This window comes from Aquimarina sp. RZ0 (assembly GCF_008370685.1).
GTDB lineage: Bacteria > Bacteroidota > Bacteroidia > Flavobacteriales > Flavobacteriaceae > Aquimarina.
The window spans coordinates 24,829-45,328 of sequence record NZ_VTZU01000047.1; the positions used below are offsets into that span (position 1 = coordinate 24,829).

The 20,500-nt window shown below is 32.9% G+C and carries 10 protein-coding genes; 7 read left to right on the forward strand and 3 right to left on the reverse strand.

Translation table 11 applies throughout. The features are described 5' to 3' along the window. The 5 genes from F0000_RS17655 (at nt 1) to F0000_RS17675 (ending at nt 12,522) form a co-directional block, all read left to right on the forward strand. The gene (locus F0000_RS17655; RefSeq protein WP_149626058.1) at nt 1-942 is read left to right on the forward strand and encodes a hypothetical protein; all 942 of its coding nucleotides are present in this window, start codon (nt 1-3) and stop codon (nt 940-942) included. Nucleotides 943-1,410: 468 nt separating this feature from the next. Beyond that, nucleotides 1,411-2,559: a sugar transferase gene (locus tag F0000_RS17660; protein WP_188112167.1), complete on the forward strand. Its 1,149-nt coding sequence runs from the start codon at nt 1,411-1,413 to the stop codon at nt 2,557-2,559. 145 nt (nt 2,560-2,704) lie between these two features. After that, a complete protein-coding gene (locus tag F0000_RS17665; protein WP_149626060.1) occupies nt 2,705-5,056 on the forward strand; it encodes a polysaccharide biosynthesis tyrosine autokinase in 2,352 nt (783 codons plus the stop codon). A gap of 798 nt (nt 5,057-5,854) precedes the next feature. After that, the gene (locus F0000_RS17670) at nt 5,855-6,340 is read left to right on the forward strand and encodes a ferritin-like domain-containing protein (protein WP_149626061.1); all 486 of its coding nucleotides are present in this window, start codon (nt 5,855-5,857) and stop codon (nt 6,338-6,340) included. Nucleotides 6,341-7,920: 1,580 nt separating this feature from the next. Then, entirely contained in the window at nt 7,921-12,522 is a 4,602-nt protein-coding gene (locus tag F0000_RS17675) for a carbohydrate-binding protein (RefSeq protein WP_149626062.1), read from the forward strand. Between the two features lie 201 nt (nt 12,523-12,723). Here the strand turns inward: F0000_RS17675 and F0000_RS17680 are convergent, their stop codons facing one another. After that, nucleotides 12,724-13,572, reverse strand: coding sequence for a M57 family metalloprotease (locus F0000_RS17680; protein WP_188112168.1), 849 nt, complete (start codon nt 13,570-13,572; stop codon nt 12,724-12,726). 761 nt (nt 13,573-14,333) lie between these two features. On the opposite strand from F0000_RS17680, the gene F0000_RS17685 reads away from it, so the two are divergent. Continuing rightward, a complete protein-coding gene (locus F0000_RS17685; RefSeq protein WP_149626064.1) occupies nt 14,334-16,748 on the forward strand; it encodes a TonB-dependent receptor in 2,415 nt (804 codons plus the stop codon). Nucleotides 16,749-16,824: 76 nt separating this feature from the next. Then, the gene (locus F0000_RS17690; RefSeq protein WP_149626065.1) at nt 16,825-17,667 is read left to right on the forward strand and encodes a DUF4249 domain-containing protein; all 843 of its coding nucleotides are present in this window, start codon (nt 16,825-16,827) and stop codon (nt 17,665-17,667) included. A 657-nt stretch (nt 17,668-18,324) separates the two neighbouring features. Here the strand turns inward: F0000_RS17690 and F0000_RS17695 are convergent. Together F0000_RS17695 and F0000_RS17700 are read right to left on the reverse strand one after the other, a co-directional pair. Further along, a complete protein-coding gene (locus tag F0000_RS17695) occupies nt 18,325-20,025 on the reverse strand; it encodes an erythromycin esterase family protein (protein WP_188112169.1) in 1,701 nt (566 codons plus the stop codon). A gap of 119 nt (nt 20,026-20,144) precedes the next feature. After that, nucleotides 20,145-20,441 carry a hypothetical protein gene (locus tag F0000_RS17700; protein WP_149626067.1) on the reverse strand — a complete coding sequence of 99 codons (297 nt, stop codon included), beginning with the start codon at nt 20,439-20,441 and terminating at the stop codon, nt 20,145-20,147. Between the last annotated feature and the right edge of the window lie 59 nt (nt 20,442-20,500).

Sequence of the window (20,500 nt, forward strand, 5' to 3'; positions counted from 1 at the left end):
ATGAAAAAATTTATCAGTAGGTCTTTTTTATTATTTGGGATCATCATTATACTAACCAAATCATTATTTCTTTTTGCAGATAACAGAAAGGAATCTAATGAGTATATGGCTGCTCTTACGGATAAGCATGACAGGATCAAGGCGATTAGTGGTAGAAAAATGATCCTTGCCGGAGGCTCTAATTTGGTATTTGGAATCGATAGCCAAAAATTAGAAAAAGAATTTAATACACCTGTGGTTAATTTAGGGCTACATGCCAAATTAGGGTTACGGTTTATCATAAATGAATTAAAAGATATAGCGAGGCAAGGTGATATTATCATATTATCTATAGAACACGATATGACTCTTATGGGAAATTTAGAACTACAAAAAATGACTTCCTTTTACAACCCATTTGCTGCTAAATATTATAAGGAATCTAATGACACTTGGATAGGTCAATTTATGAACATTATAGACAACTCGCACCTGATGTTCAAAAAAACAATTTCTAATGTAATTGATAACCTAAAAAATGATCCGGTATACACTAGAAAAGGGTTAAATATGTATGGTGATGGGGTGTATCACCTCGATTTACCTTCTTCTTCGGTTTTGGGGAGTAAATCTGTACTCAAAGATACCAGAGATGCAAAGCTCAAACTATTAAACGATTTTTATGATTTTACGAAATCAAATGAAATAACGGTATTATTCACTTATGGTGCCTATGAAATCTCGGAATACAAAAAAAATAAGGTTGCTCTGGAAAAAGTACATCAAAAAATGAAACAAAATCTAAAAATTGAAATGATTACAGGTCTTCAGGATTTTGTATACCCCACCTCCTATTTTTATGATAGTGTATATCATTTGAACAAAAAAGGAAGAACTATTCACACTAAAAATATGATCAAAAAAATAAGCAATAGTTCAGTATCTATTATTTTGAATAAATAAAGAAATTTTCCCTTTTTTAATTTGAATTAAAATTCCCCTTAATTAGAACCAATTAATAGATTTTAAACTCTTTCTGATTTTCAAATTTATTCCTGTTAAAAAAATAAAAAATATTCATCAAATACAACACTTAATCAATATTAATTATGTTTTTAGCTATATAAAATTCATATTTAACATATTTAGTAAGATATTTTAACTTAAAATAACACCTTATCTTAAAAATAATTAAAAATTCCCCTTTTACTTACTTGTAAAATGCTATAAATCATACATATAACCTATCTATTTTGTGGTTTAACCATCAGTTTAATTAATAGTAATAAACTATCTTTAAATCAACGAATCAAAAAGGTATTTATGTTACTAAAAAGACAAAAATTAGATACAATAAATAGTCATTTTACAAACACTAAAAAAAATAGTTTTTTTCAACCCTTTTTTGTCCAACAAATTAATCCACGTAGAATGATCAGTAAGGATATCCGTGTCAAAACCTATCCGGTTTTGAAAAAAAACACCAAAATCCTTACTGATTCTATTCAACAAAAGACAGGACAGAAAAGAAGTAAGGTTGCCATAAAAAAGATAATCACTAAAAAACTTGGAAATCAGGTATGTGATTTTATTACTAATCACATACAAGGTTTCAAATTATTTGATGTCTTATTATCTGATACTAACAACAAAGACGATATTACATCGTCCCCTAAAAATGAGTATCAAGTCATTGTAAATTTACATAGTGTCAATAATTACCGACGTATTAATAAATTCTTTGAAGCTGCAAATCACAAGTTGGCAGAGGGTGGTATATTCATTAATACTTTTGAGACTCATAAAAAACGAAAAGAGAGACTTTTAAAAAAATTTCTAAAACCTTTTAATTGGATATATTATTCAGGAGACTTCATATTTCACCGAGTATTCCCAAAAGTAAATTTGACTAAAAAATTATATTTTTGGATAACCCAGGGAAAAGGCAGAGTACTCACTAAAACAGAAGTTCTGGGCAGATTGTATTCCTGTGGTTTTGATCTTATCGAGGAAAGGGCAATCAATAACCGAGTATATTTTGTAGCAAAGAAAAAGACCAAACCTCAATATGATCTAAATCCTACCTATGGGCCATTAATTAGCCTGAAACGAGTAGGGAAAAACGGGAAACCGATTCAGGTATACAAATTCCGTACGATGCATCCATATTCGGAGTATTTGCAACAATATGTTTTTGAAAAAAATAATCTGAGAAAAGGAGGGAAATTAAAAGATGATTTTAGAATTTCGAATCTTGGAAGATTGTTCAGAAAATACTGGATCGATGAATTGCCTATGCTTATGAATTTTATGAAAGGTGATCTAAAACTAGTAGGAGGTCGTCCATTGAGCAATCATTATTTCAGTTTATACACAAAAGAATTACAAGAAAAAAGAATAAAGCATAAACCTGGGCTTATCCCTCCATTCTATGCTGATATGCCTAGCACTCTGGATGAGATAATAAAATCTGAAATGAGATATCTCGAAGAATATGAGAAAAACCCATTGGGTACTGATTTGAATTATCTATTCAGAATTTTTAAAAATATTGTACTTAGAGGAAAGAGAAGTTTTTAAAATTTGATTGATTTGTATTACTTCGATTAGTTTACCATTATCTGCAAGCATTATAAATATTGAAATTTCCCCATTATGTTCGCAGATAATGGCTAAATTTATACAAAATCTTGATCAATATTTTAAAAACGAAAGAATTCAGTAAATGAATTATGAAATAGATGATGATTCTGAGAACATATTCATAAAAGAATTATTAGAGCGATATTTTTCACATTGGAAACTTTTTATAGCTGCCTTCGCAATTTGTTTTGTGATAGGTTTTTTCTATTTGCGGTATACTCCAAAATTATACCGTGTCACCTCTACTATTTTAATCAAATCTGATAAAAACGGAGTCAAATCTGAACTTTCTGCATTTGAAGATCTGAGTATTTTTAAAAATATAAATAAAGACGTAGAAAATGAAATAGAAATCATTCGATCAAGACCATTATTAGAGAATGTTGTAAAAAAACTACAGCTAAACATAGGATACTACAGTAAAACAAAATATTCTCATAGACTGGTAGAATTTACAGAAAACACTCCATTCAAAGTACATTTTCCAGACAATGATTGTTATAACCGTAATATAAGTTTTATAATCAATGCTTTTTCGCAAGAAGAATTTGTGCTCAAGGATACTCAAGAGAATTTGATAACAAAAGGCACTTTTAATCAATGTGTTAATACGCCCTTTGGTGATATCTCTATTGAACCAAATTATAGTGTTTTGGCTCAATTTATTAATGACAATATTTACATCCACGTTTCTCCGATTGCAGATGTTGTAGAAAAATATAAAGCCACTATTAATGTAGGGCTCACGAATCAAAATACAAGTGTGGTTACTTTAACGATGACCACCATTGCTCAGGAAAGAGCTACTAAAATATTAAATAGTTTAATTGACGAATACAATAAAGATGTTATCAATGATAAAAATCTGATCTCCTCTAATACAGCTAATTTTATTAAAGATCGCTTAAATATTATCAATCAGGATCTTGATAATCTGGAAGGGAATCTGGAGTTTTTCAAAACAGAAAACAATCTCACAGATCTTACTTCTGAAGGGAATATTATGCTGGAAAAGGCTTCAGAAAATGAACGTATCATATTGCAGACCAGTATTCAGGTAGGGCTTTCTGATTTTTTAATCGAATATCTGCAAAATTCTAAAAATGAACTTTTGCCAGCCAATCTTGGTTTTACAGATCTTACAACAGTCGCATCTATAAACAAACACAATGAATTTGTACTAAAAAGAAGTAGATTAATTAAAAGTTCTGGCATAGAAAATCCACTACTTATTGACCTTAATGAACAACTCTCTGCATTAAGATCAAGCATACAACAAAGTCTTATTAATCTAAAACAAACCTTAGAATTAAAAATCAGTCGCCTTAAAAACCGGGACACAAAGGTTAATGCTCAAATTGCACAGATCCCTGAGAAAAAAAGAAAACTACGTGATATTAAACGGCAACAGGAAATTAAAGAAACATTATTCTTATATCTATTAGAAAAAAGGGAAGAAACAGCCATTTCACTGGCAGCAACAGTATCAAACGTAAAAATTATAGAAAAGGCATATGCTTCTAGAGGTCCTATTAAGCCAAAAAAAAATATTGTTTTTTTAACCGGTCTTCTTGCATCCTTACTCATTCCTATCATTATTGTCTTTTTTAAAGATCTTCTGGATACCAAAATTAGAGATATCAAAGAGCTAAAAAAGAAGTTAAAACTTCCTATTATTGGTACTATCCCTAAATCTGAAAGTAAAGAACTCGTCACCCCAAAAGAAGATAGATCTATTCTGGCAGAAGCTTTTAGGCTGATGGAAACAAATCTCGATTTTCTCTTAGCATATTCTAAAGAAAAAGGAAAAACCATTCTTATTACATCTAGTATAAAAGGAGAAGGTAAATCCTTTGCCGCTAGTAATCTTGGTGTTACTCTGGGTAGGTCAGGGAAAAAAGTAGCGTTATTAGAAATGGATTTACGCTCTTCACAATTAAAAGAGCGTATGGAGATCAATACCAAAAAAGGGATCACTAATTTTATTAAAGATAAAGATGTTACCATAGAAGACATCTCTTCAAATATAAAAGGTTTTAAAAACCTTAATATCCTTATATCAGGTCCTAAACCACCAAACCCTGCAGAATTGCTGAAACATCCAAGAATTACTACGCTATTTGATCAATTAAAAAAAGAGTATGACTATATTCTCATCGATACACCTCCAATCACTGTAGTTGCTGATACTCTTTTATTAAGTTCTTATGCAGACCTATGTATTTATGTAGTACGACAAAAATATTCTGACAAAAGATTGTTAGATATCCCCAAAAACTTACTGCAAGAAAAAAGATTCACATCCCTCGCTATTCTATTCAATGATGTAGATTTCAACAAAGGATATGGCGGGTATGGATACGGATACGGATACGGTGAAAAACCAAAAATTAGGGTGGCTAAAAGAATTCTTAATCGACTATTTAATCGGTAAATTGCTATCAAAGTACTTATATATAGATTCCTATCATGGCCAAATTGATAGTCTTTATAGTGATTAGCTTTTACCTGTTTTGAAATACATGAACTTATACGATTTACGGGTGAGAATTTCGTAAAAATAATGGCAAGGATTTTTCGCTAGATTGATGAATCAAATTAAAGAATAGCCATAGCTATTGTTTCATTTTATGAAGAAAATATAGTAGAAAAAGAATGTCATTAGATGCGAAATTTTTATTCGTAAATCGTATTATACGATTTGTGATTAAAAAATTCGTATAAATTCATTGAATTATTTTTTCTTTATGCAAGGCAAAAAAATCAAGCATAGCTATAGCTACGGTTTATTTTTTAAACGAAGTAGAAAGGAAAAAGAAACGATGAATATGCGAATTTTTTAGTTATAAATCGTATTACTCATAGAAAATATTAAAAATTGTTAAAGAAACGAATTTTACTTTTTGAAGAAGTCTTATTTAGTTCTTCAATAATAATGCTAGAGCACTAAATTTATTTGGATTAAGAATCATTTAAAAAAAGCACTTAGTTCCCTTTCTATGAAATTATTTTTGCTAAAAAAATGAGAATCATTGTTTTTATCGTATTCTAACATTATTCTGAAATATTCACAAAGAATATTACAGCTATTTAACATAAAAACACTATCTTATTATAGCAAAAAATAATGAAAGCCCTAAAATAAACCAAACTAGCTGTACACATAGATTTTATACCATCGTAATTTTTTAAAAGCGCATAGATAAAGAGCATTAACCAAACTTTAAATAATATGAAAAATTTTAAAAATTTACTTGAGCATCAATTAAAAAATCTTTACAACACAGAAAATCAATGGATTGAAATATTACCAAGAATTATAGAAAATATTTCTGATGAGAGATTGAAATTTATTTTCATACATCATTTAGAAGAGACTAAAAAACAAAAAAAACAGCTGGAGCAAGTTTGTAATGACTTAGATATAGAACCAACAGGTGAAAAATGCACAGCTATGGAAGGTCTGCTAAAAGAAACTAAAGACTTTTTATCAGAGGTAGCTGATATCAATGTAATGAATGCTGGTCTTATAGCCGAGGCTCAAAAAGTAGCGCATTATAAAATTTCTGGCTATTGTATTACGATTAGATATGCAAAAGAATTAGGGTACTGCGAGGTTTCTAGAAAACTTCAAAAAATACTAAATGAAAAATATGATATTGATGATAAGTTAGAAGAAATAGCAGAAAATAGAATGAACAAAAAGGCAATGGCGTAATCAAAATTTTATTCAATAGTAACCATCTTTTTTTGATTATCATAAAATCGTACTCCTTTCGAGTATGTTTAAAAAGAATACAAATTAAAAATCAATAGTTTGAGGTGCTGAGCACACTTCAAATCGTGAGCATATCGAGATATTTGAAATATTTGAAGTAACTCACAATTCTTAAAATATTTGTTTTCAAGAAGTAAGTTTTTTAAACATACTCTAAGATCCTTTTTATTATCAAACCCAGGGGCTACCTGCAATTCATAATCACTGCTTTTAGTTTGTAATCTGGGAGATGATAAAAGAAAGCTATTGCAAATAAAAATCCCGTCTTAGTGCGGTGACATTTTTTATAGGCTCAAAATCGATTACCTCCATTAGCAAGTACATCCTACATCACATACCTACCATACTTTTGAATGTATATCATTTTTGCTTTAAAGTTACGCAAATAAAATACAGTTGTTTTTTCTTTAGGCAAAAAAGAAAAGTTCAGCATAGCCTACGGTTAATTTTTATTTTGAAGCATAAGGAGAAAAGAGCAAATTTTAGCTGGTAATTTTAAGGTAGAAATGGTATTACTGGACTAAAACATTTTTTTTACAGTAAACTACCTCGGGGCAAGCCCACGAGGCATTTATTAGAAAAAAATCATTTTCGATTTAGAAGCAAGCCTTGGAGCATTTAAATCTCAATTATCGAGTAATACGATTTATAACTAAAAATTTCGCATATTCATCGTTTCTTTTTCCTTTCTACTTCGTTTAAAAAATAAACCGTAGCTATAGCTATGCTTGATTTTTTTGCCTTGCATAAAGAAAAAATAATTCAATGAATTTATACGAATTTTTTAATCACAAATCGTATAAATTCAATCCACAAGTGATATCACATGAGTTTATAAAAAGCAAAACAAGAATCTGGCAAGACGACTCAGATTTGATTGTTATCGAGATCTATTTTATTCATAATATATTATAAAATATAGAGCATATCCATCAAAATTAAGATACAACCAAAATAATAACACAGGAAAAAAAACGTTTAAAACAATATTAATCAACAACTTGTACTAAATTACTCATATTTTGTACTTATGTATTTCTCATATTCAATAGTATTGTAGCATATAATAAATGTTTAAGATTTTATTCATTAAAGTACTAAACATACATTTATTAGAGAAATCAATGTTCAACATAAAACAACAGTAGTATAAGAAGAAGAATTGCAAACAGCTTACAAAACATCAATTACTAATCGTGATACCATATTTTACGCTTAAGAAAAATATTCTTCCCTCCTAAACAACATTCTTAAGTTCTAATTTTTATTCAGATCGTGATTCTTTCTATTAGAAAATTTGAAAGATACAGGAATAATGTAATAATCCATTTTCTATTGTATTGTCTGTTAACAAACTACCTCGGGACAAGCCCACGAGGCATTTGTTAAAAAAAACATTTTGATTTCGAGGCAAGCCTCGAAGCATTTAAATCTCGATTATCGAGTAAAACCAGACAAATCAACATTGTTCTGCACATAACACATATGATTTACAATCACTTTTAACACAAACTCAACAAATGATAAAAAAAACAATAACCCTGATTAAACTCCTACAGCATAAAATAATACAAAAAAGCATAATCACCATGGCTATGCTCGTGATCCTGATGTTTTGTATTAGTAAAATTTTTGCTACTAGTGCAGTTCCACCGACTAAGGTTACCTCTTCTTATGATTGTGTACCTCCAACTAACTTGGCTACAATTAGGCCAATTAATTCTGGTTTATGGACAGATGCGTCTACCTGGCCCAATGGTATAAAACCCACAGCAAATGATGATGTAGTGGTTCCTCCAGGAATTGACTTGAGAATGCTAGGAATCTGTAGGGCTAATAACATCACCGTGCAAGGAAAATTAAGTGCAATAAATTACCAATCCGAAGGTGCCTGGATTGATTTAGAAGCCCGAAGTATTATGGTAGCCAATGGAGGTTACATGGAAATCGGAACCGAAGACCAGCCTTACTATGCCAATAAGGGCCCTGGAGGTGTTAGATGTCAAATCACACTTACGGGAAATAAAATAAATAACGCCCCAGCATCCTATAAGGCCATTATGGTGATGGGTGGAGGCCGTTTAGAATTGCACGGAAAGAAAAGAATGAGCTGGACTAATCTTGTGGCCACAGCAAATGCAGGAGCTACACAAATCACTTTAAAAGAGGAGGTAGATTGGGAAGTAGGAGATAAGATCGCATTGACCGCTACAGGCTTGGCAAGCGGTCAATCTAAAGCCTGGAACAATGTAGACGAGGCCGAAATTACTGCAATTAGTGGTAATAGAAGAACCCTGACATTAGCATCTGCTCTTAAATTTAAGCATATCGGTGGATCTAAGAGGTATACCAGAGACAGAGATGGAAAAACCTGGAATGTAGATATCCAGGGGGAAGTTGGTTTGTTATCGCACTATATCAAGATTCAGGGTAAAATGGATGGAAACAATGAACAAACTGGATTTGGAGGTCATATCATGCTTATGAAAAATTCTACCGCTCATGCAGAACATGTAGAACTCTACAAAATGGGACAGAAAGGGGTTTTAGGAAGATATCCATTCCATTGGCATTTAAATGAAGATAAAGCACAAGGCAGTTATTTAAGAAACAGTAGTGTACATAAATCTTTTAATCGTGCAGTAACAATTCATGGTACAGATTATGTCACTGTAGACGGTGTATTTGCCTATGATCATATAGGTCATGGTATTTTTCTAGAAGATGGAGGAGAACGTTTTAATACCATCAAAAATAATGTGGTGTTTGTAACCAGGAGACCAAAACCTGGAGAGCAACTAACACCTTCTGATAATCAATTTAATGAAGCCCAAAATAGAACACCCGCATCTTATTGGATCACCAACCCAAATAACTATTTTGAGAACAATGTAGCCGCAGGTACCGAAGGAACAGGGTTTTGGTTTGCTTTTCCAACAAAACCTATGTTTACTTCTCGTAATTTACCTTATTTTCAAGGTGTAAATCCAACTACACAACCCTTAGGACGATTTGATGGTTTTGTAGCACATACCTGTATGACTGGTTGGGATGTTTTTGACCAACTGAATCCTGATCATTCCATAAAAAAGAATTTTGGATGGAATGTTAATACTAGACAATTGATCAAGGATGGTTTATTTTATGGAAATGATCAAGCTATATATAGTGGATTAGGTGTAGGAGGAATAAACAAAAATACGGTTTTCTATAATTGTGCTTTTAGTGATAATAAAACCGTTTCTATGCTTGCAGGTGATCTCACCATAGAAAATAGCCTTTTTAACGTAGATACAGATTTGGGTGTTTTTAACGGTATTCGAGAATTCTTTAGATTTTACGATGGTCCTGGTAGACATTTCGATTGCCATTTTGAAGGATGGAATCGATCAAATTCCCAAATGATAAAGCAAATTACTGGTGGAGGAGCTACTGAGAATTTTAATCCTTCCTTTAAAGGGACGACCAAAGGATTTTCAGAACCTTTTCCATTTAGATTTTTTCCTTTACCGAATACAGATCATACACGTGCCAGAAAGATTGGTCAATTTTTCAAAGATTATGATGGAGGATTAACAGGAAAGGCTAATACAACATTGATTAGAGATGTAGCATTTCTTAGAGATGGGCATGAGTATAGACATCCTTCCTGGAGAAATGCAGCTCGATCTGATTATTACTTTGCATCCCTATGGATGGCTAGAATAAATTCAAGTGGGACTCGGATATCAGTAGTTCGGTCCAAGCCAGGTACAGATGATGCTTGTTTTTATGAGTCTGGAAATAAAACTTCAGGGGCCTATAAATTTCCTATGATTGTCAATGAGGATTTTCAGTATACCTTTTATTTTAATAGTACTCCTGCAAATAAAAGTATATTGCTTATATGGAATAGAGGAGACGCTGGAGATTTAGGATTCACATGCTTTAAAGGTTTAGGGAAACTAGGAAATTTTAGAGTGAATGGATCACCACGGTTGAATTCTATTGCAGCCGTAAAAAATGCTACCAATAATGGGTATTTTATCGCCAGTAATGGGGATGTGTATATTAAGTTTAGAGCTGCTGGAGGCGATACCAGAGTAAATGTTACCCTAAATTGGGATAATAACGGAAGTTTTCAGCCACCTACTCTTCCTTGTAAGACAAATGATCTCGATGGAGTTACTGCCCTTGATAGCGATGGTGATGGAACGCCGGATATCACCGAAGTAGATACTTGTGGGAACCCAAATAATGCCTCCGATTTAAATTTTGAGTTTAGTAATACAAATGAGAGCTTTCAGAAAGTTAATATCGCCGCAGATAATACCAATAGTGATGTTTATTGGTTAGTAAGAGCTGATAACTCTAGTGATCCATATGTAATAAGAAGTGGTTTAAAGTTTAATGGTAGTCAAGTCCCGCAATTAAAGATTAGAGCAAAGTCCGAAGCCACTGGTTCTTTCCAGCTCTTTTGGACAACCACGGATCAAACAGGTTTTGCTGTGGCTCGATCTGTATCCGTCACTCCTCAAACTACGAATGTCTTTGAAGAACTTGTTTTTGATATGAGTAATCTCAATACCTGGATGGGAAAAACAATTACCAAAATTCGATTAGATTTTCCTCCGGATACATCAGCACCTAGACATACATTTATTGATTATATCCATGGTCCGGAGGCATCAGATGCTCCTTGTGATAATACCACAGACATTGTGTTCACAAGCCCTACTAATAAACAGTTAAAAGAAGGAGACGATTTGGGCGTAGTTGTTTCTGTTACTAGCGGGAGTGTGTCTAATATTAAACTATATTTGAATAATGTATTAGTAAGACAAGAAGGAGCTGCGCCGTATGAATGGGGTACTGCAAATACAACTCAAGAAGATCTTGCTTTATCAAACCTGGCAATAGGAACGTATGAGTTAAAAGCTATAGCAACCACACCTAGTGGCGAAACAACTACCGAAACCATAACAATTATAGTGACTAGCATAAATGGAGGAGAAAATGCAATACCAATACCAGGAAATTTTGAAGCCGAAGCCTTTGCCAATACATCAGGTAGTGTTCGCACAGAAAACACTCCTGATGGTGGACAAAACCTTGGTTACATACTAAATAACAACTACACTGATTATCAGATTAATGTATCAGCTCCAGGAACCTATGATTTTATGGCATTTGCCTCGAGTAATACCAATGGAGGTAAGATAGAGATTTATACAAATAATTCGTTAAAAGGATCCATACAAATCCCGGGTAATGGCAATTGGCACTCCTATCAGTCTTATGTAACTTCGGTGACACTAGCTGCAGGTGTTCAGACAATACGATTAGTATATAGAGGCCCAGGTGGTTATCTGTTTAACCTCGATAGAGTACAAATAATAAAACCCGTAGTTGTAGAAAGAACGACAACACTTTCTGCTATACACGATGCTTATCTGGACAATGGCACACGATTTAATAACACTATGGTACGATTAGAAAGTGGAAGACGTACTGGATATTTAATGTTTGATACTTCTGGTATTAATGGAGAGATCATCGATGCTACCTTAGAATTTCAGGTGTTTGGAGATGCCGGCAATGGTGAATTACTCGTTCACGAAGGAACTAATAACCTTTGGACCGAAACCAATCTCACTAGCCAAAACAAACCTGCTGTCAAACTACAAGCTATCGGCTCTAGAACAACTCCATACACGATAGGTTCCACAATACAAATCCCTTTAGATCTTTCTAAAGCTTCTTCAGATAAACTAAGTCTTATCCTGAAAATGAACAGAGGAAACGATTTTGCTTTTGGTTCTAAAGAAAACACAGTAACAGGAGCTCCAAAGCTGATTGTCAACTATCTGGAAAACAAAAACCCTGACATAGTACAGGAGAACCCTATACTCTACCCCAATCCAGTAAAAGATGTCTTACGTATCTCTGCTGCTAATTTCCAAAAAATCATCAAAGTATATGACTTACTGGGTACCGTAAAAATCAGCAAATCTTTGGATGATCACGAAAATGAAATTGATTTTAGTCAAGTATCAAATGGAGTATATATGGTACGAATTATCAATCAGGAGAATCACCCACAAGAAGATCAAAGAATGTATAAAATTGTAAAAACTAAGTAATCTTTCGACTAACCTCAAGGTTTTCTTTATCTTGAGGTTATCCTTTTTCTGGTTTTAATATACTCAGATAAAAAAGAACAAATTTTAATGAGTTCATTAAATCAGAAGTCATATTATTTATAAAGTAATAAAGAAAAAACCTTTTCAAATTTGTTAACCTCATTTTGAAAAGGTTTTCATAAAATCATAAAAAAGTAATCCTTATCTAAATCCATAAAGAAAACGGATTGCCCTAATGTCATTGTCCGTATATCCTCCAAATGGATTTGAATTTTGTCCAGATGTCATAATAGAACTTATATCAAAACCTGAAGTATCAGTACCTGGGATAGGGACTCGACCAAATTGATCTGGTGCCTGACCTGTAAGACCAAAATCAGTATGTCTCAGACCAAAAGTATGTCCTACCTCGTGCATGATAGTATTGCGTAAACGCGCTCTGGTACCAATTAGATTGCTTCTGAAGTTTAAACGGATATTTTTTCCAGGTAATCCATTAGAAGGCAAGTCTGCAACAGCTATAGTATTTATATTACCAAGGTAAAAAACAGCAATATCTTTTGGTGTAGATGCAAAATTACTACCATTAGCAAAAACTATGTTTAATCGGATTGTAGTTCTCAAGGTGTTATTAAAGAGAAATACCGCATCACCTGCCGCCTGTCGCTGAAAAGGCTGGTTAAAATCAAAAAAAGCAATTGTATAATTTCTATTCCCTCCTACCGTATTAAAAGTCCTGAATTGTTTTTCAAAAGTAGGAGTATCTTCCTGATTCATTATTTTTTCTATCGCCTCATCAGAATATGACATATCCTGATATGTATAAAAATCATTTGTAGTACCATCAGGAAATACAACTTTATCTTTCTTAGTTTCTATTGGATTGAATCCTAAATTCTCAAGGACTTTAGTAATCTTTGGAGAAAAATCATCAGTTATTTCTTCGAGCTCATTTGAAAAAGATTCATGTACCTCCGCTGTGGTACATTGCGTCAAACTATATATTATAACAAGTAGTCCAAAAAGCTGCAAGTTTCTAAAAATTTTCATATCATTTATAAGTTTTAAAGAGTTTATATATAAGAGCATGTTTAAAAACAATGCAAACTGATTGTCAGTAGTTTGGTGTTCTGACGACACTTCAAATCGACGACATATCGAGATATGTTGTTTATTTGAAGTAAAGTCAAGGTTGTCAAAGTAATGACCAGCAGGCAGAAGGGTTTTTAAACATACTCTAATTAAAACAAGATATAACGTACTTCCCCTATATTAATAGTACGTTAATTATCCAGGTGCAACTGTTAAAGTATTTTCCGGTTTTTAGACTATTTTTAGCTAGACATCTACATCCAAAAAATAGTTTTTGCAGATCAGTTTCTTATACTTTTAAAAATGTTCTTTCGTTGATAACAAGCCTACTTTAATATATTTTTTCAATAGCACTTTTAACCAGTAAAACACTATTCATCAATATCATAACACGGCCATATCTATTTTAGTAATTCTTACCAAAAAATAAATCCTAAGTGGGTTAACATAAATGATTCTGCAAGTAATTTGAATTGGTGCATTGTTTTTTTTTCAAAGAATCTAAGATCCTCCTCAATACTTTGAATTTAATATAAAGAAATTGTAACCAGTATGACCACGCCAATTATTACTAAAAATCCCCTTGAAAAATATTATTTCATAAAATTTAACAATTAAAATATCCCCGAAATGCAACCTTTTATTTTCCGGTTTGTCAATAAACAATATGGAACACCTAATCAACTATTTTATCAATTAAAAACAAAAACCAGGTACACATGCCACAAAATTTAAAATCAAAAACTGGAAAGAAAAACAGGTGCATACCTATTATTTTCTTCATAACACTCTGTTTTATAACTAGCAGTATAGAAGCTCAGGAAAGCTATACGCTAAGTGGAACTATCAAAGACATCAAGAATGGGGAAACACTTTTTGGTGCTTCTGTTTTTTTCAAAGGAACTTCTATTGGAGTTATTACCAATGAATATGGATTTTATTCTATTACTGCACCAAAAGGAAACTATACCTTAATAATTTCTTTTGTTGGGTACAACGAAATCAAAGAAGAAATTGTACTGGATAAGAATCAAAAATTAGATGTTGAGGTTACAGAATCTTCTATGCAATTAGATGAGGTAGTTATTAAAAGTGGGCAAACAGAACGTGTAAGTCTCAGAAAACCAGAAATGAGCGTTTCTAAGCTAAACATCAAAACTGTAAAACAGATGCCTGTAGTATTAGGAGAGGTTGATATTATAAAATCTATTCAAATGCTTCCTGGGGTTACTAATAATGGCGAAGGTTCCAGCGGATTTCACGTAAGAGGTGGAGCGGCAGACCAAAACCTCGTTTTACTTGATGAAGCTATCATTTATAACACCTCTCATTTGTTAGGATTCTTCTCCGTTTTTAATGCGGATGCAATTAAAGATATAAAACTATACAAAGGAGGTATTCCTGCTCGTTTTGGGGGTAGAACCTCTTCTGTGCTGGATGTTCGTCAAAAAGATGGAAATAATAAAAATTTCGGACTCACAGGTGGAATAGGCGTTATCTCCAGCAGACTAACTGCAGAAGGACCTTTGTTTGATGACAAAGGTTCTTTTCTGGTCGCAGGTAGAACTTCGTATGTCGATCTTATCCTAAAAGCTGCAGGAGAAAAAAACACTGCTGGATTTTATGATCTAAATCTTAAAACTAATTATAGCCTTAACCAAAAAAACAAACTATTCCTCTCGGGATATTATGGTAGAGATAATTTTAAATTTGGAGACAATTTCAAGTCTAGTTATGGTAATTTATCTGGTAATTTGCGATGGAATCATATCTTTACTGACAAACTATTCTCTAATGCATCTATTATCTATAGTAAATATGATTATGATCTGGATATTGTAATCGAAAAATTCGAGTGGATTTCATCCATCAATAACTTCAATATAAAATATGATCTTAAATACTATGCCAGTGATAAGTTCAAACTAGATTTCGGGATTAGTAGTATCTATTATGATTTTGATCCCGGACAGGTGCGTCCTACTTCAGAAAGTTCTGCAATCAATCCATTATCTCTTGATCGCAAAAAGGCAGTAGAGTCTGGAGCCTATGTGAATGCAGAACATAAACTTACTGATAACCTTACAGTGCAGTATGGTATCCGATATAGTACCTTTAGCAGATTGGGAGGTCAGCCCATTGCAAACTATGCTAATGACCAACCCGTTGTTTATAACAATACTTTGGGTATTTATGAGAGAGGAACAGAAATTGGAGAAACAATTTTTGAGAAAAGTGAAACTATTAAAAGCTATGGTAATTTTGAACCCCGAGCATCATTAGCATATCAATTAAATGAGTATTCTTCTATAAAAATGGGCTATTCCAGAGCGGCACAATACGTTCACCTTTTATCGAATACTACCTCAGTAACACCACTGGATATATGGACTCCCAGCGGAGAGTTTATAAAACCACAACTATCCAATCAATATGCATTGGGATATTTTAGAAATTTTAATGATAAAATGTTTTCATTAGAAGTAGAAACCTATTATAAAACAACAGACAACAGAATAGATTATATCGATGGCTCTGACCTTATTGGTCAAAATAATATTGAAACAGAAATCCTGAATGGAGAATCCAGAGCATATGGGTTAGAGTTTTTGCTTCGCAAAAATGAAGGTAAATTTACAGGATGGCTCTCCTATACATTGTCAAAATCTGAACAAAGAACTCTGGGGGGTACCGCCGGAGGTCCGGGAATCAATAATGGAGATTGGTATAACACCCCTTTTGACAGAACTCATGATTTCTCACTAACAGCTGCATATCAATTGAATGAAAAATGGAATTTTGGAGCAAATATGGTTTTTCAGACGGGAAGACCAATAACTTACCCCAATGGTCAGTATCAATATGAAGGGCTATCAATAGCCAGTTATTCTGATAGAAATTCTGACAGATTGCCTGCATACCACAGACTTGATATTTCTGCTACTTACAAACCTAATAAGAAGCCCAATAAAAGATGGAAGGGAGAATGGGTATTCGGCATTTACAATCTATATAATCAAAAAAATGCAGCTGCTATTTCATTCAGTCAAAATATTGAGACCGGAGCTAATGAAGCGACAAGAACTGCAATTTTTGGGATTGTACCTTCTATACAATATAATTTTAAATTTTAACAACTGGGATTATCGCTATTAGTTGTATTACATAATAGCAGCTAATCCAATATGCAACAAAAAAAATATCATACAGATGAAAACATATTTAAAAATCATACTCCTCTTCTCGATCATACACTTTGTCTCTTGTGAAGATGTGATCGATGTGGATGTGCAGACAGCACCTTCCAGGTTAACGATAGAAGCTTCTCTGGACTGGGAAAAAGGGACTACAGGAAATAATCAGACAATAAAGCTCAGTACTTCTACTCCATATTTTGATACTACATCAAATACCGGCGTTACCGGAGCTTCAGTAATAGTGACGAATACTACAACCGGGGCAGAGTTTGTTTTTGAAGACCAAAATAATGGAACATATACAACCACGGTATTTGAACCCATATTGAATCAGTCCTATACCTTGGATGTTATCTATAATGGTGAAAACTATACAGCAACAGAGACATTAATATCAGTTCCGGATATTACAGAAATCAATCAATCTCTAGAAGATGGTTTTGATGAGGATCTGCTAGAGGTGAACATTATATTTGATGATCCCGAGGAAGAAGACAATTTTTACCTCTTTAGGTTTAAAGAAGTGGGAGATCGTTTTCCCGTGTTTGAAGATTTTGATGACGAATTCGTAAACGGAAATGAAGTACGATGGTTTTATGAAAAAGAAGATGATGATGAAGCCAATACGACAGCATTTGAACCAGGAGATACGGTTACTATTGATCTCTTTGGTATTTCTGAGACATATTATAATTATATAAGAATCCTCATCGAGCAATCCGAAGGTGCAGGTCTTTTTAGCACAATTCCTGTAGCTCTAAAAGGAAATTGTATTAATATGGATAATCCTGACAATTATGCTCACGGGTATTTCAGGCTAACACAAGTGGAGCGCATGCAGTATACGTTTGAGTAATACGATTTATAACTAAAAATTTCGCATATTCATCGTTTCTTTTTCCTTTCTACTTCGTTTAAAAAATAAACCGTAGCTATAGCTATGCTTGATTTTTTTGTCTTGTATAAAGAAAAAATAATTCAATGAATTTATACGAATTTTTTAATCACAAATCGTATAATACCATTTATTGCTTCAATTTAGCAGAAAAGGAAATTATGATAAACCTGGTTGAACCAATTAAGAAAACAACCTCGATGCATACATTGAGGTTGTTTTTTTTAAATAATGTTGTATTACTAATCGGATAAAAGAAAATTAGTTATGCCACATCGAGTACATAAGGTAGGAGCGTGTATCGAGATGCAATCAGTGCTACTTTGACCAGGTCTTGATACAATTTTTCTTCGCTATCGCTACGATAAATCACTCGACCTGACGTGCTGACTTTTACTTATATTATTAACCCGACGCTACGTCACATCGAGTGCGTGAGGTACGAGTGTGTATCGAGATGCAATCAGTGCTACTTTGATCAGGTCTCGATACAATTTCTCTTCGCTACCGCTACGACAAATCACTCGACCAGACGTCTTGATATTTTTAGTTCATTGGCTGATAATCAGCATACCCCATCTATCATACAGCAAAGGCGAAAACCTTATCTCCCTATTATCACTTCCCGTTTTGTATTCGTTTTTCTATTTCTTTTTCTCCTGCTGGGGTAAGTACTGCACTAGAAGTCTCTTTGATAAAAATCATCCCGTCAAAACTCTTGCTTGGCGATATATCAAAAGCTGGTAATATCCCATAATCCAGACTCCAGCTAGCTCCACACGAATACGCCTTTCTTTCTTGGCTCAAAAAGGTAGCGATAGTTTTGGGGTGTAACGATTTAACAAAGTCAATAAAGAAAATTTCTTTATAAACTTGTGCAAAATACCAATCCAGATTACCTTGTTTAGCAGGGGGAAGTTTGAAAATAGTATTCTTATCATTTTTCCCTTTGTTGACATTTCTATTCATAGCTCTAAAACTTCCTTGATTGGTAGAAAAACCAACTGCATAATATCTTTTTCCAATATATTCTTTTAAAATGCTACCTAGAGGGCGAATTTTTCCAGTTATTTCGGTTTCAGCGTTTTTTGAAATATGACAGTTATGAGCCCAAAGTGCCATTTTAGCATCGGGTTTTTCGTTTTGTAGGATTTCCAAAACTGTTTGTGCCATATATTCATCACGGGGATTAAAGGATATACTTTTTCCAAACTTACGATCGCCGTCTTCAACACCTTGAATAATTTTTCTTACATCTTTAATGATACCTATGTATGCTGCTCTAGATGTCTTATTTACCAATTTGAATTCATTTACTACAAGGTAAAATAACAGGGTATATAGTTGTTGACGTTGTAAAGACAGATCACTTCTATCTGCTATTGCTGAAAGTTCGCGAAATAAAGAATCTACTTCGACGGTAAGCAATTCACTTTTTCCTGTCTTTTTTATAAAGTTACCAACATTTTTATAAGCTAGATCTAGAGCTACCATTTGCGTATCTATCCCAAAAAATTTAATTTTTTTGTTATCGGGAACAGTTTTATTATATGTTCTCATCCACTCGATCATATCAATGACTTCTTCGGTATTCCATATCCAAAAGCCTTGCTCTGTCAAAGCTTCTCTACTGTTACCTTTACCATGTAACACATAGTCATTAATAGATCTGCAACCTACATTACTCGCTTCTATTGCAAAAATTGTAAATCCCATCTCTTTGACTAAAAACTCCAGCATACGATGTTTCATCTGGAAGACCTCTTTCGTGCCATGGCTAGTTTCTCCTAATCCAACTACTTGTATATCTTTTAATATTGGTTTTAGATACATAAGATCTTCAAATCCTTTCTTAGCCTTCACACTTTTTAGAGTAATAGACTTGTTTTTTATCCAATTGATCACACTATCCTTTCGCACTTTTCTAGCATGCTGTAATTGGGTATGTTCTATAGACGAGAGTATCTCATATTTAGAAACCAGATAACTGCCATTAATCTTTTTGACATGTTTTTGTCTAATAGAATCGGTAAAACTTTCGGGAATAAACGGGATAACTTCAAAATGATAAGTTTGGTTTTGCTCCGAGACAAACTCAACAATCTCTATGCCATTGACCCCATTAGGAGAATCAAAAAGTTGTAGAGTATCATTACTAGAAGAAAAAGCTATAATCTGAAGATCTACATTTTTTTGAAGAAGTTCCAATTGTAGTAATTCTCCTTTATTTAATTTTACTTGATATACATGTCTTTTGCTTCCTTGTACTGGAGTTTCTTTTCCTACTTTAAATTGAAATAGTGTTTCTTGCGCGATCAAGTTTAACGGTAGAAGTAGAAATAAAAGAATATTTTTTGTGATTAAGTAGATTATGCTTTTTTCTATTATTACCATAGGTAAATTCTTTTTCTATATAAAGTATTAAACAATAACTTATATTATTTGATATATTCAAGCTTTACAACTATAAATAAAGCAAAATATAAGTGATTTCTCATAGCAAACACAATAAAATAAATCCTAAGCTGTAGGTAGAAAAAAGTAAATATTTTTTGAGAAAGGTTAAAAGCGTACTTCCCTTGCTCCTGTAACCAATCAATAACGGTAGAATCTTCTAGGTTTTCTAAGGTACGATAAGGATCTTCTATTTTTTGCCCGTGGTATTCATCTATGGCTATTATAGATGTAGCTTGTGCGGGTTTTTGACTAATTCCTAAACAGGAAATGAACGTCATAAGGAGAAAAAGAATTCTTTTTTGTATCACTTTTCTTAGACTATTAGTGTTGGTGGAAT